This window comes from Candidatus Microbacterium colombiense (assembly GCA_029203165.1).
GTDB classification, from domain to species: Bacteria; Actinomycetota; Actinomycetes; order Actinomycetales; family Microbacteriaceae; genus Microbacterium; species Microbacterium colombiense.
Genome location: CP119308.1, coordinates 902,884 through 927,757, shown reverse-complemented (window position 1 = coordinate 927,757; position 24,874 = coordinate 902,884). Strand labels below are relative to the sequence as shown.

The 24,874-nt window shown below is 66.9% G+C and carries 19 protein-coding genes; 11 read left to right on the top strand and 8 right to left on the bottom strand.

Going from position 1 to position 24,874, the window contains the following annotated elements; translation table 11 throughout:
- Positions 1–50 precede the first annotated feature (50 nt).
- The 3 genes from P0Y60_04430 to P0Y60_04420 all read right to left on the bottom strand — a co-directional run bounded on the left by P0Y60_04430 (position 51) and on the right by P0Y60_04420 (position 2,315).
- Positions 51–545 (bottom strand): hypothetical protein, encoded by a 495-nt coding sequence (locus P0Y60_04430; protein ID WEK62013.1) that lies wholly within the window; start codon positions 543–545, stop codon positions 51–53.
- Positions 546–612: 67 nt separating this feature from the next.
- The gene (locus P0Y60_04425; protein ID WEK62012.1) at positions 613–1,935 is read right to left on the bottom strand and encodes a VCBS repeat domain-containing M23 family metallopeptidase; all 1,323 of its coding nucleotides are present in this window, start codon (positions 1,933–1,935) and stop codon (positions 613–615) included.
- A gap of 71 nt (positions 1,936–2,006) precedes the next feature.
- Complete coding sequence (locus P0Y60_04420; GenBank protein WEK62011.1) at positions 2,007–2,315, bottom strand: hypothetical protein; 309 nt, start codon at positions 2,313–2,315, stop codon at positions 2,007–2,009.
- Between the two features lie 210 nt (positions 2,316–2,525).
- Here P0Y60_04420 and P0Y60_04415 point away from each other — a divergent pair, with 210 nt between their 5' ends.
- The 4 genes from P0Y60_04415 to P0Y60_04400 all read left to right on the top strand — a co-directional run bounded on the left by P0Y60_04415 (position 2,526) and on the right by P0Y60_04400 (position 6,159).
- Positions 2,526–2,750 carry a hypothetical protein gene (locus P0Y60_04415; GenBank protein WEK62010.1) on the top strand — a complete coding sequence of 75 codons (225 nt, stop codon included), beginning with the start codon at positions 2,526–2,528 and terminating at the stop codon, positions 2,748–2,750.
- A 184-nt stretch (positions 2,751–2,934) separates the two neighbouring features.
- The gene (locus P0Y60_04410; GenBank protein ID WEK62009.1) at positions 2,935–4,320 is read left to right on the top strand and encodes a DivIVA domain-containing protein; all 1,386 of its coding nucleotides are present in this window, start codon (positions 2,935–2,937) and stop codon (positions 4,318–4,320) included.
- Between the two features lie 58 nt (positions 4,321–4,378).
- The gene (locus tag P0Y60_04405; GenBank protein ID WEK62008.1) at positions 4,379–5,317 is read left to right on the top strand and encodes an ABC transporter ATP-binding protein; all 939 of its coding nucleotides are present in this window, start codon (positions 4,379–4,381) and stop codon (positions 5,315–5,317) included.
- 2 nt (positions 5,318–5,319) lie between these two features.
- Positions 5,320–6,159, top strand: coding sequence for an ABC transporter permease (locus P0Y60_04400; GenBank protein WEK62007.1), 840 nt, complete (start codon positions 5,320–5,322; stop codon positions 6,157–6,159).
- A gap of 75 nt (positions 6,160–6,234) precedes the next feature.
- Here the strand turns inward: P0Y60_04400 and P0Y60_04395 are convergent, their stop codons facing one another.
- The 4 genes from P0Y60_04395 to P0Y60_04380 all read right to left on the bottom strand — a co-directional run bounded on the left by P0Y60_04395 (position 6,235) and on the right by P0Y60_04380 (position 10,203).
- Complete coding sequence (locus tag P0Y60_04395) at positions 6,235–7,407, bottom strand: acyl-CoA desaturase (GenBank protein ID WEK62006.1); 1,173 nt, start codon at positions 7,405–7,407, stop codon at positions 6,235–6,237.
- 91 nt (positions 7,408–7,498) lie between these two features.
- The gene (locus P0Y60_04390; GenBank protein WEK62005.1) at positions 7,499–7,786 is read right to left on the bottom strand and encodes a hypothetical protein; all 288 of its coding nucleotides are present in this window, start codon (positions 7,784–7,786) and stop codon (positions 7,499–7,501) included.
- Between the two features lie 204 nt (positions 7,787–7,990).
- A complete protein-coding gene (locus P0Y60_04385) occupies positions 7,991–8,968 on the bottom strand; it encodes an intradiol ring-cleavage dioxygenase (protein ID WEK62004.1) in 978 nt (325 codons plus the stop codon).
- 71 nt (positions 8,969–9,039) lie between these two features.
- A complete protein-coding gene (locus tag P0Y60_04380; GenBank protein WEK62856.1) occupies positions 9,040–10,203 on the bottom strand; it encodes a low temperature requirement protein A in 1,164 nt (387 codons plus the stop codon).
- 358 nt (positions 10,204–10,561) lie between these two features.
- Here P0Y60_04380 and P0Y60_04375 point away from each other — a divergent pair, with 358 nt between their 5' ends.
- The 7 genes from P0Y60_04375 to P0Y60_04345 all read left to right on the top strand — a co-directional run bounded on the left by P0Y60_04375 (position 10,562) and on the right by P0Y60_04345 (position 21,882).
- The gene (locus P0Y60_04375; GenBank protein WEK62003.1) at positions 10,562–12,094 is read left to right on the top strand and encodes a sugar transferase; all 1,533 of its coding nucleotides are present in this window, start codon (positions 10,562–10,564) and stop codon (positions 12,092–12,094) included.
- Positions 12,095–12,180: 86 nt separating this feature from the next.
- Entirely contained in the window at positions 12,181–13,365 is a 1,185-nt protein-coding gene (locus P0Y60_04370) for a DUF1972 domain-containing protein (GenBank protein WEK62002.1), read from the top strand.
- Entirely contained in the window at positions 13,362–14,471 is a 1,110-nt protein-coding gene (locus tag P0Y60_04365; protein ID WEK62001.1) for a Gfo/Idh/MocA family oxidoreductase, read from the top strand. The genes P0Y60_04370 and P0Y60_04365 overlap by 4 nt, the downstream gene beginning before the upstream one ends.
- Before the next feature lie 2 nt (positions 14,472–14,473).
- Positions 14,474–15,379: a hypothetical protein gene (locus tag P0Y60_04360; protein WEK62000.1), complete on the top strand. Its 906-nt coding sequence runs from the start codon at positions 14,474–14,476 to the stop codon at positions 15,377–15,379.
- Positions 15,376–16,536, top strand: coding sequence for a glycosyltransferase family 4 protein (locus tag P0Y60_04355; GenBank protein WEK61999.1), 1,161 nt, complete (start codon positions 15,376–15,378; stop codon positions 16,534–16,536). Before P0Y60_04360 ends, P0Y60_04355 begins: the two co-directional genes overlap by 4 nt.
- Before the next feature lie 100 nt (positions 16,537–16,636).
- Positions 16,637–17,356 (top strand): DUF4352 domain-containing protein, encoded by a 720-nt coding sequence (locus P0Y60_04350; GenBank protein ID WEK61998.1) that lies wholly within the window; start codon positions 16,637–16,639, stop codon positions 17,354–17,356.
- A gap of 53 nt (positions 17,357–17,409) precedes the next feature.
- The gene (locus P0Y60_04345) at positions 17,410–21,882 is read left to right on the top strand and encodes a PKD domain-containing protein (GenBank protein ID WEK61997.1); all 4,473 of its coding nucleotides are present in this window, start codon (positions 17,410–17,412) and stop codon (positions 21,880–21,882) included.
- A 329-nt stretch (positions 21,883–22,211) separates the two neighbouring features.
- On the opposite strand, the gene P0Y60_04340 is transcribed toward P0Y60_04345, so the two are convergent.
- Entirely contained in the window at positions 22,212–24,788 is a 2,577-nt protein-coding gene (locus P0Y60_04340) for a right-handed parallel beta-helix repeat-containing protein (protein WEK61996.1), read from the bottom strand.
- Between the last annotated feature and the right edge of the window lie 86 nt (positions 24,789–24,874).

Below are 24,874 nucleotides of genomic sequence, written 5' to 3'. Positions count from 1 at the left end.
ACCAAGTGATACATACCGTATCACTTGTGCAATACACCCGACAGGGAGAGCTACTCGGTCCCGCCTTCGTTCTCACCCCGGATGAGCTTCTGGATCTGCTCTTCGGTCAGCGGCTGGATCGAACCCGACGACATCTCCACCTGAGGACTCGACGGAGATCCACCGATCGTGCACACCGACTCCCCCGCGTAGCCGTTGGTCTGCGCCGGCACGAGCACGAGCCACTCCGGGGTGACGGTCCTCTTCTCGATGCGCGCTCCGGCCGCATCGAATGTCACTCCGGGGTCGTACGTCGAGCGCGTCGCATCGATGCAGATCTGAGCCAGCTCCGCCTCGGTGAACGCCGCAGGCGTCTCGGGAGCCTGCGTCTGCGGCGGTGCCGTCGACGCCGACGGCTCGGGGGAACGCGTCGACGACTCGTGGGTTGCTGTGGGCGACGCCGACGGTTCTGCTGCGTTCGTCTCCGGGGCACACCCTGCGAGGGCCGCGGCGGAGAACACGATGAGGGCGACGGCGACACTGCGGATGATCCGTGGGGTGGTCATGCCCTCATCGTAGGCATCAGCCATGCGATGCGCTCGATCCCCCGCCACGGAGGCGACGAAGGCGTCGTCACTCGATCTGGAGGTAGGTGCCCCATCCCGAGCCGATCGGTTTCCTCGTGCCGAATGAGCCGTAACCGGTCCCCGGGTAGAGATAGAGGTCTCCCGCTGCGGTCCGTGCGATGAGGTCGGGATTACCGTCGCCGGTGTAGTCCGCTCCACCGGTGACCGCGGTGAATGCCGCCCAGCCGGAGCCGACCGCCTGCCTCGTGCCGAATCCGTTTCCCGCGCCCGGATAGAAGTAGAGCGTGCCGTCGCCATCGACCGCCAACAGATCGCCGCGACCGTCCTTGTCGAAGTCGCCCCCGACGAGGTGGACGAAGTTCTGCCACCCTCCTCCGATCGTCACGGCCGGGGAGACGAAGCCGCCGGCTCCGTCGCCCCGATAGATCGTGAGGACGCCGGCAGCTGTCACGCCGACCACATCGTGGCGGCCGTCGCCGGTGAAGTCCGCCCCGGAGGTGACGTGGAGCATCTGATACCACCCCTTGCCGGGCGTGGTGAATGCCCCGAATCCTCCGCCGGCCTTCCCCGCGTAGAACTCCAGCGCCCCGTCGAATCGGGCGACCAGGATGTCTGCGATGCCGTCGGCGTTGAAGTCCGTATGCGTGAGGTGCTTGCGATTCCCCCAGGCCGAGGTGATCACGGATGCCGAGGTGAAGCCGCCGGCCCCGTTGCCGCCGAAGAACTGCAGGTCACTGTCGGACGCCACGGCGAGCAAGTCGGCCTTGCCATCGCCGTCGTAGTCTCCCGTGAAGGCACGGAGGGGGCTCGTCGTGCCCAGACCGGGGAAGACCATCGGGATGAACCCGCCGCGCACGATGTTCGACAGACACGTGAACCCCTGGTTGACACCGGAGTACACCGAGCCGTTCCGCCACACCTCGAAGTGCAGATGCAATGCCGTCGTCGCCCCCGTCTTGCCGACGACGCCGATCTGCTGGCCGCGGACCACCCGCGTGCCGGGCGCGTACGTTCCCTGCGCGGCCATGTGCCCGTATCGCGTGACGTAGCCACCGGGGTGCTCGATGTCGGTGTAGAAGCCATATCCGTTGTTCGACGCGCGGGTCTTGATGACGCCGTCGTACGCAGCGAGGATGGGCGTTCCGCCCTGGCCGGAGATGTCGATGCCGTCGTGGGCGCGATAGTTCCCCCGGCATCCGTCACCCACCTTGGACTGGATGTTTCCGGACGCTGGATAGACCATCTGTCCGTCCGTGGCTGCCGCTGCGGACTCTCCCGGGGCGAGGTTCGGAGCGACAGTACCGATCAGCACAGCCAACACGGTCGCCATCGCGACGCGGACGAGCCGCGATCGTGATGTTCGCTTCATGTCGAGTTTCTTCCTGCTCGGCTGGCCCCAGGGACGCGATGTCCTCCGCCGTCACCGTATCAGCGCACCTGTCACAGCATGTCGAACACTCCGCCGAAGGGGACGCCCTCGTCTCCGTTGTCACGCGCATCGAACTCGACGCTCTCCGTCGAGATCACGACGTGGCTCGCGGCGGACATCAGCACGCTCACGGTGCGGTTGCCCAGCACCACGAAATCCACGAACCGCCCACCGGCCTGCGCCGCGAACTCGATGCGCTTCTTGATATCCGACACATCCTGTCCCTGCGCGAGGAAGAACCCGACGTCGTCGACCGCGACCTGGGTACGGATCATCGTGGTCTGGGGCTTCACCTGGGCTTCCTCGTCGCTGTGGTCCATGCGGCGAACGTAGGCCGATCTCCTCGATCGGAGAAGGGGATTGCGCCGAGAGACTTTCCGATGCAGGGGACCCGCTGCCGAGGGCGTACGGTTCTCAGTATGGGAAGACTGAGATACGACGGGACTTCGGATCCGATCCTCATAGAGGACACGACTCTGGCGCACCTCAAGATCGTCATCTCCACCAAGCTGCGGCGCCAGGAGAGTTTCATGATGACGTGGCTCCCCATCGGGGACGGGCCGGATCGACGCGCCACCGTCTGGATCCACCCGGCGATCCCCCTGCAGTTCGGCTACGACTCTCCGGACACGCTGCCTGTCGACCCGAAGCTCATCGCGGAGATGATGCGCGTGCTCAATGCGACCGGCGAACTCGTGCTCGATCACCTCATCGATCCCGCCTCAGGAGAGCGAAAGAACCCGTCGAAAAACTGAGGGCGCATCTCCCAGCCGACGCAACTAGGCTGTTAGCGCGCCATCGCTCGGCCATGCTCTTCGGTAGGTCGTCGCCATGTCGTCCATCCCTTCACGACATACTCGGTCCACGTCCACTCGCCCTCCCCCTCGACGGGACGGCAGCGCACCTCCTTGACGCGGGCCCGCCAGAAAGGCATGAATCATGAGCGAACCCTCCGGAAACGCCGATCGCGACGGCCAGCGCTCGCCCGACTTCTTCGACCAGCTGATCGAGACGACGCCGCAGGAGCAGTCCACCTTCACCGTGGGATTCCGCGGATACGACAAGGGCGAGGTCGACGCGGCGCTCGCGACACTGCGCTCGCGTCTCCAGCAGGCCACCGCTGACCTCGCAGACGCCGATGAGCGTCGCACCTCGTCGCTCGACGCCGTACGCGACGAGGATCGCGCGTCGCGCGAAGCGCTCGAGAGCGAGCTCACCGCCACCAAGGCGCAGCTGGCCGATGCAGAGCAGCAGGTGACGACGCTGACGTCCGAGCTGGTCGACGCCCCGCAGAAGACCGACGGCTCCGAGGCTCCCTCCCGCCAGCAGTTCGAGGCGATCCTCCGGGTCGCCGAGGAACAGGCCAACGTGCTCATCCAGAACGCCGCGGTGCAGGCAGACCGCCTGATGGCCGCCGCGCGCGAGGAGGTCACGGCTCAGCGGGCCGAGGCCGACGCGGATGCCGACCGCATCACCTCCCAGGCCCAGCGCGACGCCGACCAGGTGCGCCTCAAGATGGACACCGAGTACACCGCGCACGAGGCGCGACTCGAGCGCGAGGCGAGCCACGCCGCCGAGAAGGTGAATCAGGCCGCGCAGGAGGCGACCGCGATCCGCACCGAGGCCGAGAAGGGCGCCGCCGCGCTGCGCTCGCTCGTCACGCGCGAGACCACTCAGCTGCGCTCCGACGCGGAGCGCGAGGTGCGCGAGATGAACGCGCGCGTGCTCGAGTTCGAGGAGACCCTCACGCGACGCCAGGACGACGCGCAGCAGGAGTTCCTCGTGCTGCACAACCAGGCGGTCGCGCACGCGGAACGCATCACGACCGATGCGAACGAACAGGTCACCGCCTCTCTGGAGCACGCTCAGCGAATCTCCGGCAAGGCCGAGGACTACGAGCGCCTGATGCGCACGCAGTCGCAGTCGATCGAGGCCGACGCCCAGGTGCGCGCCCGCGAGACGCTCGAGCGTGCGCGGGTGAAGTCGCAGAAGATCGTCGATTCGGTCACCAACCACACGAGCGCCGTGCTGCGCGACGCGGAGGACCGCACCCGTCAGCTGCGCTGGCAGCAGCAGCAGCTGACGAGCTTCATGTCGGAGGTGCGCGAGCTCATCCGGCCCGACGGCGTGTTCTCCGACGAGAGTCCCGCAGCAGCGGATGCGCCGAGCGCGGAGGCCGTGGACACGGTCGATCCGGTGAATGCCGCACCGACCGAGGAGTTCCTCGGCGATGAGGTGCTGGATGACGAGATCATCGACGACGACGGCCCGCTCGAGAAGATCACGATCGACGTGGTCGAGACCGAGAAGAGCAGCAAGCGCTGAGCGGGGCGGTTCCGCCGCGCCCCTATCGGTGCGCGTCCGGCAGGTCCAGGCTGGGCTCATGACAGAAAGCGTGATCACGGTCCGCGATCTCCGCAAGGAGTACGGCGAGTTCACCGCCGTAGACGGAATCAGCTTCGACATCCATCGTGGAGAGACGTTCACCCTCCTCGGGCCCAACGGCGCGGGCAAGTCGACGACAATCGAGATCCTCGAGGGCTACCGGCATCGCTCATCCGGGCAGGTCGACGTGCTCGGAGTCGATCCGCAACGCGGCGGCCTGGAGTGGAAGTCGCGCCTGGGGATCGTGCTGCAATCCACCGGTGAGCCCGGATCGTTCACAGTGCGCGAGTTGCTGCGGGAGTTCGCCGGGTATTACCCACGGCCTCGAGACGTGGACGAGGTCATCGCAGCGGTCGGACTCGAGGAGAAGGAGCGCACGCGGGCGTCTCGCCTCTCCGGTGGGCAACAGCGGCGCCTCGATGTCGCGCTCGGGATCATCGGACGACCGGAGTTGCTATTCCTCGATGAACCGACGACCGGATTCGACCCAGAGGCACGGCGCCAGTTCTGGGATCTGATCCGATCACTCAAGGCCGAGGGCACCAGCATCCTGCTCACGACCCACTACCTCGACGAGGCCGCCCAGCTGGGTGATCGCGCGGCGGTAATCGCCGGGGGCACAATCGCGGCCATCGGAGCGATCGACGAGCTCGGAGGCGCGGACTCTCGCACACCTCTCGTTCGATGGGTCGATAACAGCGGCGTGCGGCGCGAGCAACGCACCGACCACCCCGGAGCGCTCGTCACATCTCTGCAGCGCGACAACGGCGAGCCCCGGGACCTGGAGGTCGTGCGGCCGACACTGGAGGACGTCTATCTCGAGCTGATCCGCGAGTTCGATGTTCATAACTCCTCCGAACCTGCCCCGGGGGCGCTCCACACACCCCCTGTGGCGCCGACTGCAGACACTGCCACCCCGGTTTCTGAGGAGTTGTGAACATGTCCAAAGGGATCATCACCGCCCGGTCGAAGTTCGGCATCGGACGCACGGTGGGCCTCGGTATCCGCCGCATCCGGTTCGAACTGCGCCAGTATTTCCGCGCAGGCGACCAGGTCTTCTTCACCTTCCTGTTCCCGACTCTGATGTATGTCGTGTTCGCGACGATCTTCACGGGCGACATCGGCGAGGGACCGGACAAAGTCAGCATGGCGACGTATTACCTGCCGGGGCTCGTCGCAGGAGCCATTCTGCTCTCCGGCGTGCAAGGCCCTGCTCTGGAGATCGCGATGGAGAAGAGCGACGGAACCCTGAAGCGGCTCGGAGGCTCCCCGATCTCCCCTGTCACCTACTTCATCGGAAAAGTCGGCGAGGTCTTCGTCACGGCGATCCTCCAGATCGCACTGCTTCTCGCTGTGGCCGTCGTCGCCTACGGAGTCGAGCTCCCCACCGATGCCGGCGCATGGGTGCGCTTCGCCTGGATCTTCGCGCTCGGTCTGATCGCCTGCACGCTCCTCGGAATCGCCCTGTCGGCCGTGCCTCGGTCGGGAAAATCCTCGGCGGCGGTGGTCATCCCCATCGTGCTGCTGATCCAGTTCGTGTCCGGCGTGTACATCGCCTTCTCGATGCTTCCGGAGTGGTTGCAGAACGCGGCGGGGGTGCTCCCGGTGAAATGGATCGCTCAGGGCATGCGCTCCGTCTTCCTGCCGGAATCGTTCGGCGCCGCGGAGGCCGGCGGCTCATGGGACACCGGCCTCACCGCCCTGATGCTGCTCGTGTGGCTCGTCGTCGGACTGATCCTCAGCCGGATCACATTCCGATGGATCCGGAGCGACGGGTAGAGACGCGCAGCCGACCGGAAACGACGAAACGCCCGGCACTCTGGTGAGCGCCGGGCGTTTCGGTGTGCTGAGGTTCTAGGCGCGGCTGAACTGCGCAGCAGCCGGGCAGTCGAACGGGTCTGCTCCTGCGGAGAGGCCGACGCGGTTGAGGTACTCGATCACGATCGCGTAGGACCGGCCGAGGCTCGTCTCGGTGTAGGGCACGTCGTTCGCCAGGCAGTAGTCGCGGACGATCCCACGAGCCTTCGCCAGGTGCGGGCGCGGCATGCTCGGGAACAGGTGGTGCTCGACCTGGTAGTTGAGGCCGCCCATGAGCGCCGTGGCCCACCATCCTCCGCGGATGTTGCGCGATGTGCGCACCTGCTTCGAGAAGAAGTCGAGGCGGGCATTGGGATCGATGATCGGCATGCCCTTGTGGTTCGGGGCGAACGATGCGCCCATGTAGACGCCGAACACGGCCAGCTGCACACCCCAGAAGGCGAACGCCATCCCGATCGGGAGGAAGAGGAAGAGCGGCACGAGGAACAGCGCGAAGCGCGCGGTGATGATGGCGAGCTCGATCCAGCGGCCCTTCACGTTCTTCTTCGTGAGCAGGTGCTTCAGACCGATGTAGTGCAGGTTGAGACCCTCGAGCGTGAGCAGCGGGAAGAACAGCCAGCCCTGCTTGCGGGTGATGAGCCGGATCAGCCCGCGCGATTTCGCGGCATCCTCTTCGAGGAACGAGATCGTGTCGACCTCGATGTCAGGGTCCTTGCCCACCTGGTTGGGGTTTCCGTGGTGTTTGGTGTGCTTCGAGTCCCACCAGGAGTAGCTCATGCCGATGCTGCCGGCGAGGATGCGAGCGAGCTTGAAGTTCGCGGGGCCGGAGCTCAGGATCTGGCGGTGCGCTGCCTCATGGGAGAGGAAGGCGATCTGCGTGAACACGATGCCGAGCGCGCCCGCGATGAGCAGCTGGAACCAGCTGTCGCCGAGCAGGATGAAGCCCGTGATGCAGCCGCCGAGAGCGACCAGGATGCCCGCCGCCACGAGGGCGTAGAAGCCGGTGGCCCGCTGCAGCAGACCGGTCTCCTTCACGACCTGGGAGACCTGCTTGTAGGCCTGCGCCATCGGGGGGAACTCGGCGTTGCCGGAGTAGGTCTGGCGTACACGTCCGAGAGTCGAACTGGTCGTGTCGAGCTGGGTGCTAGAGATGATGCTCTCCCGTCGATCGGAGCCCTGGAGCCTGATAAGCCCAAGGCAGCCGCCCAACGCTTACCTCACAGTAGCCCGAGGCGTATGCATCGATCGGAATACAATTCAGACCCACGACACGGCGTGTCGCGGGTCTGATCCCTGTCGTTCAGGCGCGTGCGCGGCGCGGACGCCGCCGAAAGCCCCGGGACTGGGAGTTCGGTGTGGAAAGCGCCTGCGTGAGCCGAGCGCGCTGCGTGCTCTCGAGTGCGCTGCGTGCGCGGTCGAGAGTCTCGAAGGATCCGAGGTCGGTGCCACGCTCGTCGCGGACGAGATGGGCGGTGCCGTCGAACTCCACGAAGCCGGCGAACTCGCCGGCACGCGTCGCGACGTGCACATCGGCGTCGGCCTGTTTCCAGGTCAACGGGTCGGAGGGTGGAAAGGTGGTGATACTCATGGTGATGCTCATTGCTGTGTGGCGGGCGCGCTTCGGCACCTCGCAGATCGAGAGATCGGAGCCGGATTCCGCACGCGTCGATGTGCGCGGTCCTGACGGGCCCAGATCAGTGGCGACGTGGAGGCCGAGAGGGGCGAATCACGCACGTTGCAGCATCAGTCTAGCAGATCAGTCCATTCCCGGGAGGGGACCCGTCTTCGCCGATCACCCCGCGGGCGGAGCCCCGCCGCCCCCGGGCCCGCCGGAGCCGCCCGGCGCAGAGCCTGCGGAGGGCGTCGTCGTGGTGTCGACACCGACGACCAGCGACGCCGTGTATCCGTTCGCCACATCACCGGCGACCGACGCGAGCTGCAGCGCACCGCCGTCATCGCCGAAGACGTTGTCGCTCGCGAGGGTCACACCGGCGAGGTTCCGGGTCGACCCCTCATACCCGGCCTCGCCGTACACCGTCGCGCACACGGATTCCGGCAGCGCCAGTTGGGAGGTCGCGATGGCGTTCGCCGAATCGGTGATCGATGCGGCATCCGGGTACACCTCGAAGTGGATGTGCGGCCAGCGACCCGAGTAGCACCCGGGGAAGATCGAGGTGAACGACACCCGCCCCTGATCGTCGGCGACCTGCACACCGCGGAGATAGGTGACGTCCTCGAGTCCTTCCGAGTACATCGAGTACTCGCCCTGCGCGGTGCAGTGCCAGGCGTAGACCGCGACGCCGGCGAACGGCACGTTGCCACCGGCCATGTCGAGGATCTGCAGCGAGAACGCGAGCGGCACTCCCTCGGCGGTCGCCGCGCCGTCGATCGATGAACGGATGTCAGCGCGCACGATGCCGGATTCCTCGAGCGCATCCGGGCCGTTGGACCCGTCGCCGGGGTAGGGACCCGCCGTCTCATCGGGGATCTCCCCTTCGACCGTTCCCGTCGACCCGTCCGCCGACGCGGTCGCCTCGGCGGAGGGCGTGGCGGTCGCCTCGTCGGTCCCGGAGGCGGTCGGCGCGCATGCGGCGAGCACGACCGCCCCGATCCCGAGGCCGGCGAGTCCGAGAATCCCGCGTCGGCTGACGAGAGTGCGCAGATCGAACGCGACGCCCTGGTCGACGACCTCTTCATCCGCACGGTCGAGGAGGCGCCCCTCATAGGCAGGGCCGTCGGGGGTCTGGGTCGGCTCGGGGATTCTGGTCATGATGGCTCCTCTCATCGGTCGTGCGGTGATCTCAGGATCACGCGCCCGTCCAGGAGCGAGCCATGATCGGTCTATGCGTCTTCTATGGACGCACCTTCGTTGGAGAGCCGTCGATCGCTGAGCGGAGGACGCAGCACGAGCACCACCACGATCACGACGAGGATCAACGCGGTGAGCGTGACCGGTACCGGCAGCACCGGATCGAGGAGGACGAGCAGCGCGCCGAGCGGGATCACCGTGTTGACCAGTCGATCCGCGCTCTCCCGGATCGCGATCCACCAGATGCCGAGCAGGAACACCGCGATGGGCACGGTCACCGTGAACGACGCCGCAGTACTCGACAGGTGGCTGTCGCCGGTGAGAACGTCGAGCTCGACCTCGATGCCCGCTGAGAACGCGGCAGCGGCGGCGAAGACGAAGTAGTGCAGATAGCCATACGTCAGGGACCGGCGGAACGACGTGATCGCACGGTGGTGCGGCGCCCAGAAATAGATCCACCACAGGGATGCCGTCACCACCAGTGTGAGCACCGCGATCGCGATGAGCGGCCCCAGCGACTCGACCTCGCGCAGCGCATCGATGATCGCGTTCGCGGAAGCGAGCAGGCTCTCACCGAGCACGATGAGCGTGAACAGGCCGTAACGCTCGGTGATGTGGTGGGGATGCCACGGAGTCTGCCTGCGGTACTCCGCGAACACCGGCACGCTCACCTCGAGGAGGACGAACACGGCGAAGGCGACGATCTGCCACGGCCCGCCGGGGATCAGCAGGAAGAGGATCCAGAGCACCTGGACCGCGGCGATGCCGACCGCGTACCTCCGGGTGGCCGCACGCAACTCCCCGGCGGACCGGGACGCGCGCAGCCACTGCGCGACCATCGCCACGCGCATCACGACGTACCCGATCACGACGATCAGGAAGTCGCCGTGCTCGAAGGCGTTCGGAATACCCGCCGCCAGAACCAGCACCCCACCCATCTGCACGATCGTCGTGACCCGGTAGAGCCAGTCGTCGGTGTCGAACGACGTCGCGAACCAGGTGAAGTTCATCCACGCCCACCAGATCGCGAAGAAGATCATGACGTACGACGTGATGCCGTGCGCGAAGTCACCGTGGCTGAGTGCGTGGTGGAGTTGCGCGGACGCCGTGCTGACCGCGACGACGAACACGAGGTCGAAGAAGAGCTCGAGGCTGCTCGCGGCACGATGCGGCTGACCGGGATCGCGCGGCAGCATGCGCGAGAGGCGGAAGCGAGGGGCTGAGGTGTTCTCGATCACGGGGGTCAGGATAGCCCCGGGCGCGATCCACGGGGCTTCCTTGACCCCGTTTGATCCACACGCACGAAATATCTTCCCTCCATCCTGTCGTTCCGCTATGCTGTCCAGAGTCTGCAGTGCCTGCTGTCAGCATCCGCCGTGTGGGACGGCGATCGCGAGTCCGTGGTGTGGGATCACGGAAGCATCAGCAGGAACCCGAGGGGTCGGGTATGCAGACGAATACCGCGAGCATCTGTTCGCGGTCTGGGGAAAAACTGGGGAAACACATGTCGCACTGGGGAATTCTGCGTACATCGAAGGCTTTCGGAGCCTCGGCATGACCTCCGTGGAGGATGCCTTGAGCATCGCTCGCACGGGAACCGGCTTCGTGCCGGTCGCCGCACCGAGAGCCACCAAGTCGGTGACGCGCACCGTGGTCACGCCGCGCGCCTCCGCGACGCTGGAACGACGCCGTCAGTGGGAGCGTCGCTATCGGATGAGACTGCGGATCACGGATGCGGCCGTCATCCTGTTCGCCGTCGCTCTGACCGCGACCGTCCAACTGCTCATGGGCGTCGCCATCGCCGAGGTCCTTCGCGGAGGCGTCCCCCTCGCCGCCGTGTGGTACCTCATGCTCAGCGCGCTGCACACGCGGGACGCCGCGTTGTTCCGTGCGAGCGCCACCGAGTACCGGGGCGTCGTGCACGCCAGCGGTCTCGCCTTCGGGATCATCGCGATCATCGCGGTGCTCCTGAACTGGAAGTCGATGCAACTGACGCTGCTGCTGGGGCTGCCCGTCGGTGTGTTGACTCTGCTCGTGACCCGCTGGATCTGGCGCCACTGGCTCCAGATCCAGCGGAGCCACGGGCGTTTCGCCTCGCGAACCCTCGTCGTCGGCAACAAGGACGACGTGGAGTACGTGGTGCGGACGCTGCACCCGATCGGCGCCTCCGGGTACCAGGTCGTCGGTGCGACCCTCCTCGACGGGAACGCCCGCGACATCGAGATCGGTGACGCCCGCTTCCCCGTGCTGGGCAACGTCAACACGGTCTCGACCGTGGCGGCCGAACTCGGCGCCGACACGATCATCGTGGCGAGCCGCCCTGAGGGAGACCCCGAGTTCGTGAAGCAGCTGAGCTGGCAGCTCGAAGGCACTGCCGCTGAGCTGGTGCTCTCGAGCCGGCTCACGGATGTCGCGGGTCCGCGCATCTCCTTCGCCCCGGTGGAGGGTCTGCCCCTCATCCAGGTGCAGATCCCGCGGTACGAAGGCGGCCAGCACGTCCTCAAGCGCGCGCTCGACATCGCTGTCGCCACGCTCGCGCTGATCCCGATCGCGCTTCTCGCTCCGATCCTCGCGCTGCTCATCAAGCTCGACTCCCCCGGTCCGGTGTTCTTCTTCCAGGAGCGCGTCGGCCGCGACGGGCGTCGTTTCAAGATGGTCAAGTTCCGTTCGATGAAGACGGACGCCGAGCAGCAGCTTGCTGCGCTCAAGGCACAGAACGAAGGCGCCGGCCTGCTGTTCAAGATGAAGGACGACCCCCGCGTGACGCGCGTCGGCCGGGTGCTGCGCAAGCTCTCCTTCGACGAGCTGCCGCAGTTCTGGAACGTCCTCATCGGCGACATGAGCGTCGTCGGACCGCGTCCGCCGCTGCCCAGCGAGGTCACGGCCTACGACGGGACGGTCTTCCGCCGCCTGTACATCAAGCCGGGCATCACGGGCCTGTGGCAGGTCTCAGGTCGCAGCGATCTCTCGTGGGACGAGAGCGTCCGACTGGACCTGCGCTATGTCGAGAACTGGTCCGTCGTGAACGACCTGCAGATCATGTGGCGCACCGCGAAGGTCATGGTGCAGCCCAGCGGGGCATACTAGTCCCAGACGCCGTTGTTCGATGTCGCCGGAAGAGGCGGCGACTTCGAGCGGGATCACAGTGAGAAGGGTGCTGAGGGGCACTCGCAATGAGGGGAACAATCATCGTGCCGTCTACTGTCCGAATACTCGGAACGCATGGCGTGCCGGCTGCATACGGCGGTTTCGAGACCGCCGCAGAGAACGTGGGTCTCTACCTGCGCGATCGCGGCTGGAACGTCATCATCTACTGCCAGATCCCCGGCGAGGGTCCCACGACCGTCGACGAGTGGAACGGCGTCCAGCGCGTGCTCATCAACGAGCCGCTCGACGGGTGGCGGGGAACGTCGTCCTTCGACCTGAAGTCGATCCGGCACGCCACTCGAGCGCATGAGCTCGGCGATGTCTGGCTGACGTTCGGCTACAACACGGCGATCTTCGACGTGATGCCGCGACTGCGGCGCATCCCCAACGTCATCAACATGGACGGCATGGAGTGGACGCGCAAGCGCTGGGGCGTCGTCAAGCAGGGCATCCTGCTCGCCAACGAACGCATCGCGGGTTGGATCGGCGACGTGCTCATCGCGGACCACCCCGTGATCGCCACCTACCTCCGCCGCCACTTCGGCCGCCGCCGGGTCTCGACCATCACCTACGGCGCACACGAGGTCACCGACGCTCCCACCGCTCCGGTCACCGAGCTGGGGCTCACCCCAGGCGAGTACGCGATCATGGTCTGCCGTCCGATCCCGGAGAACTCCGTGCTCGAGATCGTGACCGCCTGGTCACGCCACCACCGCGGCATGCCACTGGTCGTCGTCGGACCGTACGACCGCAGCGACGAGTACCACGCCGAGGTGATGGACGCCGCCTCCGACGAGGTGATCTTCCCCGGCGCGATCTTCGAGCCCGATCGCATGCAGTCGCTGCGCCACCACGCGACCGTGTACCTGCACGGCCACACGGTCGGCGGCACCAACCCGTCGCTCGTCGAAGCCATGGCCGCCGGCAACGCGGTGATCGCACACGACAACCAGTACAACACCTGGGTCGCAGGACCCGAGAACGCCTACTTCTCCGGTGCCGACGATCTGACCGCACTGCTCGACGATGTCATCGGCGACGAGCAGCGACGGCAGCGCATGGGCGCTGCAAGCCGCCAGCGCTTCCGCGAGGAGTTCACGTGGGAGAAGATCGGCAGCCAGTACGAGGCCGCTCTTCTGACCGCGCGTGACCGTCGCACTCCGAAGAGCGCAATCCCGCAGAACGCAGAAGGAATTGAGGTAGCGAAGTGATCGACGTCGCCGTCGTCGGGCTCGGCAAGATGGGGCTGTCCCATCTGTCCATGATCAAAGCCCACCCGGACGTGAATCTCGTCGGTGTCTGCGACGCCACGGGCTACCTGCTCGACATCCTGTCCAAGTACACGGGGGTGCGCACCTTCAAGGATTTCGTGAAGATGCTCGATGAGGCAAAGCCCGACGCCGTCATCATCGCGACGCCGACGCACCTGCACGCGGGCATGATCCGCGAGGCGATCAGCCGCGGCATCCACGTGTTCTGCGAGAAGCCGCTCGTGATCGATCCCGCCGAGAGCGTCGAACTGACCGCACTCGCCGCGAAGCACGGAGTCGTCACGCAGGTCGGGTACCACAACCGCTTCGTCGGGGCGTTCCTCGAGGTGAAGAAGCTGCTCGACGCGGGCGCGCTCGGCCAGGTGAACACCGCACTCGCCGAGGCATACGGCCCGGTCGTGCTCAAGGCGTCAGGAACCACGTGGCGCAGCCAGCGGTCGACCGGTGGCGGATGTCTGTACGACTACGCCGCGCATCCGCTGAACCTGCTCACCTGGTATCTGGGCGAGCCCGAGTCGGTCAGCGGCAGCCAGCTCACCAGCATCTTCTCCGCTCAGATCGACGACGCCGTCGCCAGCACCCTGCACTACCCGCACGGCACCGCCCAGATCATCGCCAACTGGTCCGATGAGTCGCAGCGCAAGATGACGACGAAGATCACCCTGTGGGGTGAGCACGGCCGCATCTACGCCGACCGGCAGGAAGTGCAGGTCTACCTGCGCGACACCGCTCCGATCCCCGAGGGGTACAAGGCGGGATGGAATGTGCGCTACACCACCGAGCTCACCGAGGCGCCCTGGTTCTATCTGCGCGGGGAGGAGTACAGCGCACAGCTGGACGCCTTCGTGCGGCGCGCACAGGGCGGCGAGAGCGACGGTGTGAACGACTTCACGTCGGCCGCCGTGACCGACGAGGTCATCGCGATGATCAGCCAGGATGCCGCCCGAGACGAGGCACGCCTCCACAGCGCCGCAGCGGGCACCACGACCGTGGAACGACCCGGACGTGTCAAAGAAGCGTGGCGCGTGCTGCGAGGGGGGAAATGACGATGACTTCGACCGTCGCACCGAAGATGGATCGCCTGCTGTTCGGAGACAACCAGTTCTTCGGCGTCAACCACATGTCGGAGGAGAAGGCGCGCGCGCAGCAGATGCGCTTCCAGGAGCTGGACGCCATCATGAACGTCCTCGACTCCGCCTACGACGAGGGGGTGCACACGTTCATGTGCACCACGCACGAGCGCATCGGCGAGGTCGTCGATCGCGTGCGCGCGAACCCCGAGCGCTACCCCGACATGAAGTTCTTTCCCGGCATGCCGTATGCGCACAAGTACGCGAACGCGGTGACCGAAGACGGCTTCCTCGGCGCCATCCGCAAGTTCCTGCCGGAGGACGGGCTGCTCGACAGCATCGCCCGCGGCACGTCTTCGCTCGCCCGCAAGGACATCGAAGGCGTCGCGACGCTCCTGATCGATGCGGAGATGAAGATGTTCGCCGGCGTCTCGACCCCGGTGATCTGGATGCAGAACGTGGTCGTCGACCTGCTGTCAGGACTCGGCTTCCGCGACGCCTTCCGCATCTTCGCCGACCACGTGCGCAAGAAGTACAACGCGGAGCCCGGTTTCATCACGATGAACCTGCCCCGCCTGCTCGACGACCTCGATGCCGTCGGCGTCGAGAATCCCATCGTGTGCTCGAACATCAACAAGATCGGGTTCCGGATGTCGGGCGGTGTCGACAGTTACCTCGAGGCGATCGAGAAGCGTCCGTTCCGCGCGGTCGCGATGTCGGTGTACGCGAGCGGGGCCATCCCGCCGCGTGAGGCGATCGAGTGGGTGTGCGGGCTGCCGAACCTCGAGTCGATCGTGTTCGGCGCGTCCAGCCGCGCCAACATCGCCTCGACCGTGAGCCTGGTCGACGAGTACTGGCCGAGCGCGAGCACTCCGACGCGATGACGGATGCCGTCGCCGCCAGCGGGCGGACCGTGTTGGTGGCGAACCCGTCGGCGGATCTGTACGGGTCCGACCGGATGCTCCTCGAGGCGGTGCGGGCGTTCCGTGCCGCCGGAGACCGCGTCGTGGTGACCTGCTCCGTCGACGGCCCGCTCGTGCCTCGGCTGCGCGAGGCGGGCGCCGAGGTGGTCGTGCTGGCCTCACCCATCATCCGCAAGAGCATGCTGTCGCCGCGAGGGATGCTCCAGCTGGTGAGGACGACACTGTCGGCGCTCCCACGGATGCGACGTCTGATCCGCGACACCGGAGCCGACGTCGTCTTCGCGAACACGCTGACGACGCCGTTCTGGACACTCGCGGCGCGGCTGTCGCGTCGGCCCGGCGTCGTCTACGTCCACGAAGCGGAGGCGTCGCTCTCCCCCGCCTCGCGTCGGCTGCTCACGGCGCCGTTGCGCCTGGCGACGGGCATCGTGTTCAACTCCGAGACGAGCCTGCGCGTGTGCCGCCCGTCGGCACGTCCGGGGATCGATCGGGTCTGGGTCGTCTACAACGGCGTCGAGGGCCCGGCGAGCATCACACCGCCGCGGGAGCGGATCGACGGCCCCGTGCGTGTCGCCTATGTCGGGCGCCTCTCCCCCCGGAAGGGGGTCGATCTCGTGGTGGATGCGATCGCCGCACTGCGCGAGCAGGGCGTGGAGGCCCAGGCCGACATCGTCGGCGACGTCTTCCCCGGATACGAATGGTACGAAGCGGAACTCCGCCAGCGGGTCGCCGCACTCGAGCTGCAGGACGCCATCCGTTTCGTGGGGTTCCTCCCCTCGGTCTGGGACGCGGTCGCCGGCGCCGACGTGGCCATCGTCCCCTCCCGCGCGGACGAGTCCTTCGGCAACGTCGTGATCGAGGCGATCCTCAGTGCGCGTCCGGTCGTCGTCGCCGACCACACCGGATTGCGCGAGGCCGCGGCCGGGTTCGAATCGACCGTGCTGGTGCGCTCGGACGACGCCGCGGCCTTCGCCGACGGCATCCGCCGCATCCGAGATGACTGGAGCGGATTCCGCGCGCAGGCGATCGCCGATGCGGAGCGCGCGAGCACCCGCTTCAACACTGAGCGGTACCAGTCCGAGATCCTCTCGGTGATGGCGCAGATCGCGCCTCGCTGACCACTGCAGCGCTCTTGTGCGCCCACGCACAGATTTCTCTGGATTTTCTGCGCCCGACCCGCTACCCTGATGAAATCTGGGGAAAGAGTGTCATAGGGGTATGACACCGTTCGGCGGTTTCCGTACAAGGATTCCGACGGCTTCCCCCATTGGGGAAAACTGGGGAATGGCAATCGTGGGGATTGTTCGAGCGTACGCATGCGTCGCATCATTGGTACTCTGCGCGGCTCTTGTCGCGTGTTCAAGCGTGGGCGAGCCGCAAGGCGATGCCACACCGAGCGCGTCTTCGAGCGCCTCGTCGACTTCGTCGGCTGAACCGTCGGCGACGCCGACGCCCTCATCGACGTCCGCCGGAAGCGATCCTGATCAGCCGGTCGACAAGGTGTCCCGCGACGGGAAGGCGCCGAAGCCGACGCAGAGCGCAGAACCGGCCTCGACGTCGGGCGCTGTGTCGTACAAGGACAGTGTCGAAGTCGAGATCACCTCGATCTCCTTCGATGAAGAGACCTCGAAGGGTCCGGGCAGTTTCCCCGGCCGCGAGTTCGCGCGCCTGACGATCACGATCACGAACGGATCGGACAAGCCCATCGATCTGGGCACCGCTGTTCTGACGCTCCTCGACGCCACCGGCGCTCCGCAGACGAAGGTGTACGCGGCCGACGCCGAGGCCACCGACTTCGCCGGCGTCCTGAAGCCCGGCAAGACCGCGACCGCGGACTATGCGTTCGCCGTCGCCTCCGACGCGCGCTCGAAGATCACTCTGGTGGTCGACTTCGACACCGTGCACACCTCCGCCGTCTTCCGTGGCGATCTGAGCTGATCATGCGCAGACACCGCGACTCCGACTTCACGACATCGACCGAAGGAACCGTCATGACCCGAACGACCGGCGCGCAGCGCCTCCGTCGGACACTGGCCGCCGTCACGACCACAGCGACGATGCTGGCGGCACTGCTGGTGGTCACCGGACCGGCGCCCGCCGCGACCGCGGCCGAGACTCCCGCGCTGCCCGAGACCGTCACCACCGACGTGCTGCCCACGTGGCAGGTCAACGGCGTGGTGTGGAGTCAGGCCGTCGCCGGCAACACGGTCTACGTGACCGGCAGCTTCACGAAGGCCCGCCCGCCGGGGGTCGCCGCGGGTGGAGCCGGGGAGATCGACGCCAACAACATCTTCGCGTTCGACATCCGCACCGGCAACCCGATCCCCAACTTCAGCCACACCATGGATGCGCAGGGCCTCGTCGTGCGCGCCACTCCCGACGGCAAGACCGTCTACTTCGGCGGCGACTTCACGACCGTCGACGGCCAGGCACGGGCGCACGTCGCCGCGTTCGACGTCGCGAGCGGCGCTCTCATCGACTGGGCGCCGCGGGCTGACGGTCAGGTGCGCGGCTTCGCCTTCGCGAACGACATCGTCTATGTGGGTGGGAACTTCCGCTCGAGCGGCGGCAAGCCTCGCAGCGAGCTCGCCGCATGGAACATGACCACGAAGGCGATCACCGACTGGGCGCCGTCCGCGGCCGGCGACGGCTTCGTCTGGGACATGCTGATGAGCCCCGACAACTCGCGCGTGATCATCGGCGGATCCTTCACGCAGCTGAACGGTGCCACCGCCTACGGCATGGCCTCCCTCGACACCACGGCGGGCGCAGCCCTGCCCTGGGCCGCGACAGACCGCATCAAGACCGCGGGCCTCAACGGCGCGATCTCGAGCCTCAGCACCGACGGCGTGCAGGTCTACGGAACCGGCTACGCGTTCGGCGCGGGCGCATCCTTCGAGGGCACCTTCGCCGCCGATCCGTACACGGGTCAGATCAACTGGGTCAACGACTGCCTCGGCGACTCGTACGCGAGCTTCCCGCAGGGACAGGTGCTGTACTCCGTGAGCCATCGTCACGACTGCTCGGTGGTCGGCGGGTTCCCCGACACGAACCCCCGCGCGCGCTGGCAGAAGGCGACGGCCGAGCCCACTTTCCCGACCGGGATCACCTCCAAGAAGGACGCCTACGGCTGGGACTTCACAGGTATCCCCTACACGGGACTGCTGCACTGGTACCCCGACTTGGAGTTCGGTACGTACACCTCGGCACGCCAGGCGGCGTGGACGGTGACCGGCAACTCCGACTACATCGTGCTCGGCGGCGAGTTCCCGAAGGTGAACAACGTGGCCCAGCAGGGCCTGGTGCGCTTCGCCAAGCGCACCACCTCTCCTCACGCGGTCGGACCGATCAACGCAGCGGCATTCACACCTGCGCCGTACTCGGATGAGGCGGGCATCGTCCGCATCCCGTTCAGCAGCGTCTGGGATCGCGACAGCACCGCCATCACCTACGACGTGTTCCGCAGCCCGGCGACCAAGATCGCCACCTTCACCCGCACGGACAGCGAGTTCTGGAAGCTGCCGAGCCTGAGCGCCACCGACACCGGTCAGACCCCGGGGAGCCAGGTGCGCTACCAGGTGCGCGCCAAGGACTCCGACGGCAACGTACAGTGGAGCGCCTGGTCGCCCTACATCACGGTGTCGTCGACACCGGCCTCGGCCTACCGCACCGCGGTGCGGGCCAGCGGTGCGACCCACTACTGGCGCCTCGGAGAGGCGACCGGACCGCGCTTCGCGGATGATGTCGGCGACGTTCCCGGCAGCTCGACGACGCTCACCCTCGGTGCGAACGGCGCGCTGACGAACGACGGCGACAAGGCCGTGACATCGGCCGGCGGAAGCACGCCGAAGATGACGACGCAGGATCCCGCCGCGGCAGACGCATCCGTGTCGGTCGAGGCATGGGTGAAGACCACCAGCACGCGCGGAGGCCGCATCGTCGGCTTCGGCGACTCGGCGGCAGGCACCTCGACCTCGGGCAACACGGATCGGGTGCTCTACCTCGACACCTCGGGACGCGCCAACTTCGCGATCAACGACGGCTCGTACCGCACCGTGTTCAGCCGCGCGAGCATCAATGACGGCCAGTGGCACCACGTGGTGGGAACCGTCGGCAGCACGGGCATGCAGCTCTTCGTCGACGGCGACCGAGTGGGACGCGATCAGTCGTTCACCACACCCAAGTCGTATGTCGGTTACTGGCGCATCGGCGCGGATCAGACCACCGGATTCGCCAACAAGCCGACCGATGCCGCCCTGTCGGGCACGATCGACGACGTCGCCGTGTACGACAAGGCGCTGGCCAAGAGCGACGTGCAGGCGCATTACCTCGCCAGCGGTCGCACGGCCAACTGGACGGCGGCTCCTGCCGACGCCTACGGCACCTCCGTGTCGACGGACAACCCCGATCTCTACTGGCGACTCAACGAGACCGCGGCAGGTACGATCCGCGACTCCGCGGTCGGCGGCACCACCGGCAACCTCGCCGGTACCGTGACCCGCAACGTATCGGGGGCGATCACCGGAGACTCGGCGACCACCTTCAACGGCACCAACGCGCAGATCGTCGCCCAGGACGCCTGGAACGCGCCGAGCGCCTACAGCGCGGAGCTGTGGTTCAAGTCGACGTCGACGAAGGGCGGCACCCTCATCGGGTTCGGCAACACGACGAGCGGCCTGAGCAGCAACACCGGCAGCATCGACCGCCAGGTCGTCATGCAGTCGAACGGCAAGCTGGTCTTCGGCGCCAACAACGGCACGCAGACGACCATCACCTCGACGGCAGCGTTCAACGATGGCCAGTGGCACCATGTCGTCGCGACGCAGGGAACCGCCGGCATGAAGCTCTGGGTCGACACGCAGCTGATCGGGAGTAACGGCATGAGCGCCGCCCTCAACCAGCGTGGCTACTGGCGCGTCGGCGGCGACCGCACGTGGGGCGGCACGACGAGCAATTATCTCGCCGGAACGCTCGACGAGGTCGCCGTGTACCCGGTCGCGTTGAGCGGCGAGCGCATCCGTGCGCACTACACCGCGGCAGGCCGCACACCCGCGAACCAGACGCCCACTCCGGTGTTCACGCCGACGATCACCAACCTCGGACTGTCGGTCGACGCGTCGGCATCGACCGACTCCGACGGCACGATCACCTCGTACGCGTGGAAGTTCGGAGACGGTGAGACGGCGACGGGTGTGACGGCGACGCACACCTACGCCTCCGCGGGCACCTACTCGGTGACCCTCACGGTGACCGATGACAGCGGGGCCTCGATCAGCACGACACGCAGCGTCACCGCGACGGAGCCGGCCAACCAGCTCCCCGTGGCCTCGTTCACCGCGTCGAGCGATCAGCGCGACCTGAGCGTCGACGCCTCGACCTCGTCCGACCCCGATGGAACCATCGCGTCGTACGCCTGGGACTTCGGCGACAGCACCACCGGGACCGGGGCGACGGCGAGCCACACGTACGCGCAGATCGGCACGTACACCGTCCGGCTCACCGTGACCGACAACCGCGGAGGAACGCACACGGTCACCAAGGACGTGGTCATCACGCAGAACGTCGCACCCACGGCCGCCTTCACGGCCACCGCGACCGACCTCAACGCCGCATTCAACGGCGCGGGATCGTCCGACCCCGATGGAACCATCGCGTCGTACGCCTGGGACTTCGGAGACAGCACCACAGGAACCGGGGCGACCGCGACCCACGTCTACACATCGGCCGGCACCTACACGGTGACGCTCGAGGTGAAGGACAACAAGGGAGCGTCGGGCACGTCATCGCAGCAGGTGACCGTGACGGCGCCCGCCGTCTGGGCGACCGATGCCTTCGACCGCAGCGTCACCGGCGGCTGGGGCAACTCCGGCACCAGCGGCGCGTGGACGATGTTCCCCGGCACCGCCACCGCGCTGAGCAAGTTCTCGGTGGCTGACGGCGTCGGAAAGGTCGCACTCTCCGCCGGTAACAACTACACCGCGGTGCTCGCCGGCTCGACGCCGTCGACCAACACGGAGCAGCGCTTCACCGTCGCACTCAACCAGCCCTCGACCGGCGGAGGCTACTACTTCTCCGCGATCGGACGTCAGATCGACAGCGCGAACGACTACCGGGCGAAGTTCCGCGTGGCCTCCAACGGCGCCGTCGCGGTGTGGCTGACGAAGACGATCGCCGGCGCGGAGACCGTGATCGCCTCGACGACGATCTCGGGTCTGACCGTCACGGGCGCCGACTCCCTGAACGTCAGGTTCCAGGTGACCGGCACGAATGCGACGACGTTGAAGGCCAAGATCTGGCGCACCGGAACGACGGAGCCCGCAGCCTGGGCATCGACGGGAACCGATGGCACCGCGGTGCTGCAGGCCCCCGGGTACGTCGGGGTGAACAGCTACCTGTCGGCCAGCGCGACCACGGTTCCCCTGGTGTACAGCTACGACAACCTGTGGGCGGGACCGGCCCAGTAGGACATGTCGGGATCCGTCGATAGACCGACGGATCCCGACGAGGGACCGCGGACCGAGCTGGAGCGTCACCCGAAGACGTCTCCGCTCCCTCCCCCCGCAGACAGGACCGCGCGACACCCCTCCGGATGCCGCGCGGTTCTCTTTGTCGTCCACACAGGTTGCCTCCGCCGCGGACCCCGTCGCGAGACACCGTGCCGTCGGCGAGAAACCACGCCGTCAGCGAGACACCACGCCACACGTGATGTCTCGCTGACGGCGTGCTGTCTCACCGCAGACGTAGTGTCTCGCCGCGCACGTGACGCCTCACCGTGCGGGGAGGCGAGCGTCGATCAGGGGAAGATCGCTCCGAGTCGTGCCTGCGTGGTACCGAGCAGCCCCGTGACACTGGTCGGAGGCGCCACGGCAACGGCCTTCCATGCCGTCGCATCCGCCGGGAGGAGTGAACCGTTGGCGGCAGTGATCGGCCGCGCATCGACGCTCACGGACTTCTTGTCCTGTGCCGTCGCGGTCACGTAGGCGCTCAGGCTCGAGTAGATCGCAGGGTTGGGGTTCGCAGCCCCGCGAGACCAGACCACCAGCCAGGAAGGATTGGTGGCTGTCACGCGTTGGAACACGTTCCCGTTCGACACGATCTTCAGCTGTGCGGCCGAGTACTTCGCCGTGTAGTCCTCGACGCACAGGGTGCAGTTGCCCGAACTCTGAGCGATCACGTTGTTGCCGATCGTGATGTCCTTGATGAGCCACGGCATGCCCGGGTCGCCGAGCGGGCGGCGAGGGTCGTGACCGGGAACGGAGGGATCCAGCGCCGAGCGCGAGTCCTGCACGATGTTCACGGTGCGATTGCCGCCGACGATCGTGTTGTTCCAGAGCTGAACGCTGCCGGTGTTGTTGATCTTGACGCCATTGCCCTTGTTGTTGAGCACGAGGTTGTCGACGAAGTCCACACGATGCGAGAGCTCGAGGAACACGCCCGCCCCTGCGTTGTAGGAGAAGTCGTTGCCGATGATGTCGATGTCGGAGACGGACTGATCCGTCCACAGCCCCGGGCCGTTGTTGCGGAGGAACGCCGAGTCGGTGACGCTGAACGTCTGCGTCTTGGCGATCTTCAGCCCGCCGGACACCGGGGACTGGTTGAATCCCTCGGCGTTGTTCTCGACCGCGAGAAGCCCGGTGACCTTGAGGCGGTCCGCATAGTTCGCGCCGATTCCCATGAGCCCGTTGCGGGCGACGGTGACGTTCTTGAGCACCACGTCGGCGGAACCGATGAAGAGCCCGGTGCTGGCGTTGTCGTAGAGCGCGACGTTCTCGATCGTCGTCTTGGGCGCCTCGACCGTCACGGCGCCCATCATCCAGACGGATGTCGCGTACCCGCGCACACCGATCCCGCGGACGACCGTGCCTTCGGCGCGCAGTGACAGCGCCTTGGTCAGCGTCGATGCGCGCACCTCACCGCTGCCCGGATTGGTTCCGATGTACAGGCGATCAGCGGCCGTGTCTGCGAAGAACGTCCCTGCCTTCAGCTGGGCGAGCGAGCTGACCTCACGCAGTGCGGCACCGGCGACCCAGACCTGCTCCGGGTGCGCGGCCATCGGCTTGTCGGCACTGAGCCAACGCCACCCGGCAGCGGTTCCGTCGGCCTGCCCCTTGGTGAAGCTCGGCGTGGAGTCGAAGTCGTGCGTCCAACCCGTCACATACCAGGAGGAACCGCTGGCCTTCCATCCGCTGAGCTTCTCTGAGCCGTCGAGCCAGACGGCCTCTCCCGGGTAGGACTGGATCGTGACCCGCTTGCCGGCCGGCACGACCACGTTCTCGTGATACGTGCCGCCACGCACGACGATGGTGGACCCGGCAGGACTCGCCGAGACCGCGCGCTGCACGGTCGAGTACGGCGACGACGCCGCTCCTGTGCCGTTCACACCCGCTGCGGCGTTGACGAACACAGCGTTCGCCGGAACAGCATACGCAGTCGCTCCCGGAACAGCTGAGCCGGTCTTGATCCTCGAGCCGGTCGTGTCCCACGTGGGCATCGCTGACGACGATGTCGGCGTCGTCGGAGTCGTCGGCGTGGTCGGAGTCGTCGGAACGGTCGGAGTGGTCGGAACGGTCGGAACGGTCGGAGTCGTCGGAGTCGTCGGAGTCGTCGGAGTGGTCGGCGTCGTGGGGGTGGTCGGAGTAGTGGGCGTGCTGGGGACACCGATGTCTTCGGTGATGCGCAGATCATCGAACAGCACCGCCTGAGCGGGAGTCGAACGCGACACGTAGACCCGGGCTCCGGTGCGTCCCGGCGCGGTGATGCGGTTCGACGCCTTGTCAGCGACGGAGAGCTTCCACGCAGCATCCGCCGGCGCCGCCTTCGCGGTGACGCGCGCATCGATGCTGACGGCCGTCGACCCGAGAACACGTGTCTCCAGCGTGAACGGCACGCCGGCCTTCACCTTCAGCTCCGGCACGTACACGTGCCCGAGCGAGGTCTGCGTGCTTCCGTTCACCCGCAGCGCCTCGAGCAGCACGACGCCCCGCGGGTCGACGCGTACCTGCACCTGGTAGAAACCCGAGGAGGTGAGACGCGACTGCAGGCTCAGGTAGACGCCGGAACCCGACTTGGGAAGCGCGGGCAGCGTGAAGACGACCGACTGCGCGGAATCGGTCAGCGAGAGACCCGACGGTCGAAGGGTCGCAGTGACGCCGGGGGCGATGGCGGCGAGCTTGGCGACACCGCCTGCGACGGAGAAGGATGAGGCCGGCGCGACGTCGTAGGTGACGCCGTCTTCCGACGTTCCCAGACCACGACTGACCGTACGGTCCATGTCGTCGGTGATGGTGAGCGGATCGTCAGCCGCAGCGAGTGCGGGGGTTCCGATTATGAGGGGGACCAACAGGGCGCCGAGCACGACGGCAGTAGACATGGAACGAGTACGCATGGAGGGGGAGGCTTTCTCGGGTTCGCAGTTGTTCGCGCCATCCCGCACCCGAGGGCGGAGGGTGTAGGAAG

Bases quoted from the DNA above. Each gene is read 5' to 3' on its own strand.
- P0Y60_04380 (WEK62856.1), bottom strand. From the start codon at position 10,203: ATGCTGCCGCGCGATCCCGGTCAGCCGCATCGTGCCGCGAGCAGCCTC.
- P0Y60_04425 (WEK62012.1), bottom strand. From the start codon at position 1,935: ATGAAGCGAACATCACGATCGCGGCTCGTCCGCGTCGCGATGGCGACC.
- P0Y60_04370 (WEK62002.1), top strand. From the start codon at position 12,181: ATGAGGGGAACAATCATCGTGCCGTCTACTGTCCGAATACTCGGAACG.
- P0Y60_04390 (WEK62005.1), bottom strand. From the start codon at position 7,786: ATGAGTATCACCACCTTTCCACCCTCCGACCCGTTGACCTGGAAACAG.
- P0Y60_04410 (WEK62009.1), top strand. From the start codon at position 2,935: ATGAGCGAACCCTCCGGAAACGCCGATCGCGACGGCCAGCGCTCGCCC.
- P0Y60_04355 (WEK61999.1), top strand. From the start codon at position 15,376: ATGACGGATGCCGTCGCCGCCAGCGGGCGGACCGTGTTGGTGGCGAAC.
- P0Y60_04345 (WEK61997.1), top strand. From the start codon at position 17,410: ATGACCCGAACGACCGGCGCGCAGCGCCTCCGTCGGACACTGGCCGCC.
- P0Y60_04405 (WEK62008.1), top strand. From the start codon at position 4,379: ATGACAGAAAGCGTGATCACGGTCCGCGATCTCCGCAAGGAGTACGGC.
- P0Y60_04430 (WEK62013.1), bottom strand. From the start codon at position 545: ATGACCACCCCACGGATCATCCGCAGTGTCGCCGTCGCCCTCATCGTG.
- P0Y60_04415 (WEK62010.1), top strand. From the start codon at position 2,526: ATGATGACGTGGCTCCCCATCGGGGACGGGCCGGATCGACGCGCCACC.
- P0Y60_04375 (WEK62003.1), top strand. From the start codon at position 10,562: ATGACCTCCGTGGAGGATGCCTTGAGCATCGCTCGCACGGGAACCGGC.
- P0Y60_04340 (WEK61996.1), bottom strand. From the start codon at position 24,788: ATGTCTACTGCCGTCGTGCTCGGCGCCCTGTTGGTCCCCCTCATAATC.
- P0Y60_04420 (WEK62011.1), bottom strand. From the start codon at position 2,315: ATGGACCACAGCGACGAGGAAGCCCAGGTGAAGCCCCAGACCACGATG.
- P0Y60_04400 (WEK62007.1), top strand. From the start codon at position 5,320: ATGTCCAAAGGGATCATCACCGCCCGGTCGAAGTTCGGCATCGGACGC.
- P0Y60_04350 (WEK61998.1), top strand. From the start codon at position 16,637: ATGACACCGTTCGGCGGTTTCCGTACAAGGATTCCGACGGCTTCCCCC.
- P0Y60_04360 (WEK62000.1), top strand. From the start codon at position 14,474: ATGACTTCGACCGTCGCACCGAAGATGGATCGCCTGCTGTTCGGAGAC.
- P0Y60_04385 (WEK62004.1), bottom strand. From the start codon at position 8,968: ATGACCAGAATCCCCGAGCCGACCCAGACCCCCGACGGCCCTGCCTAT.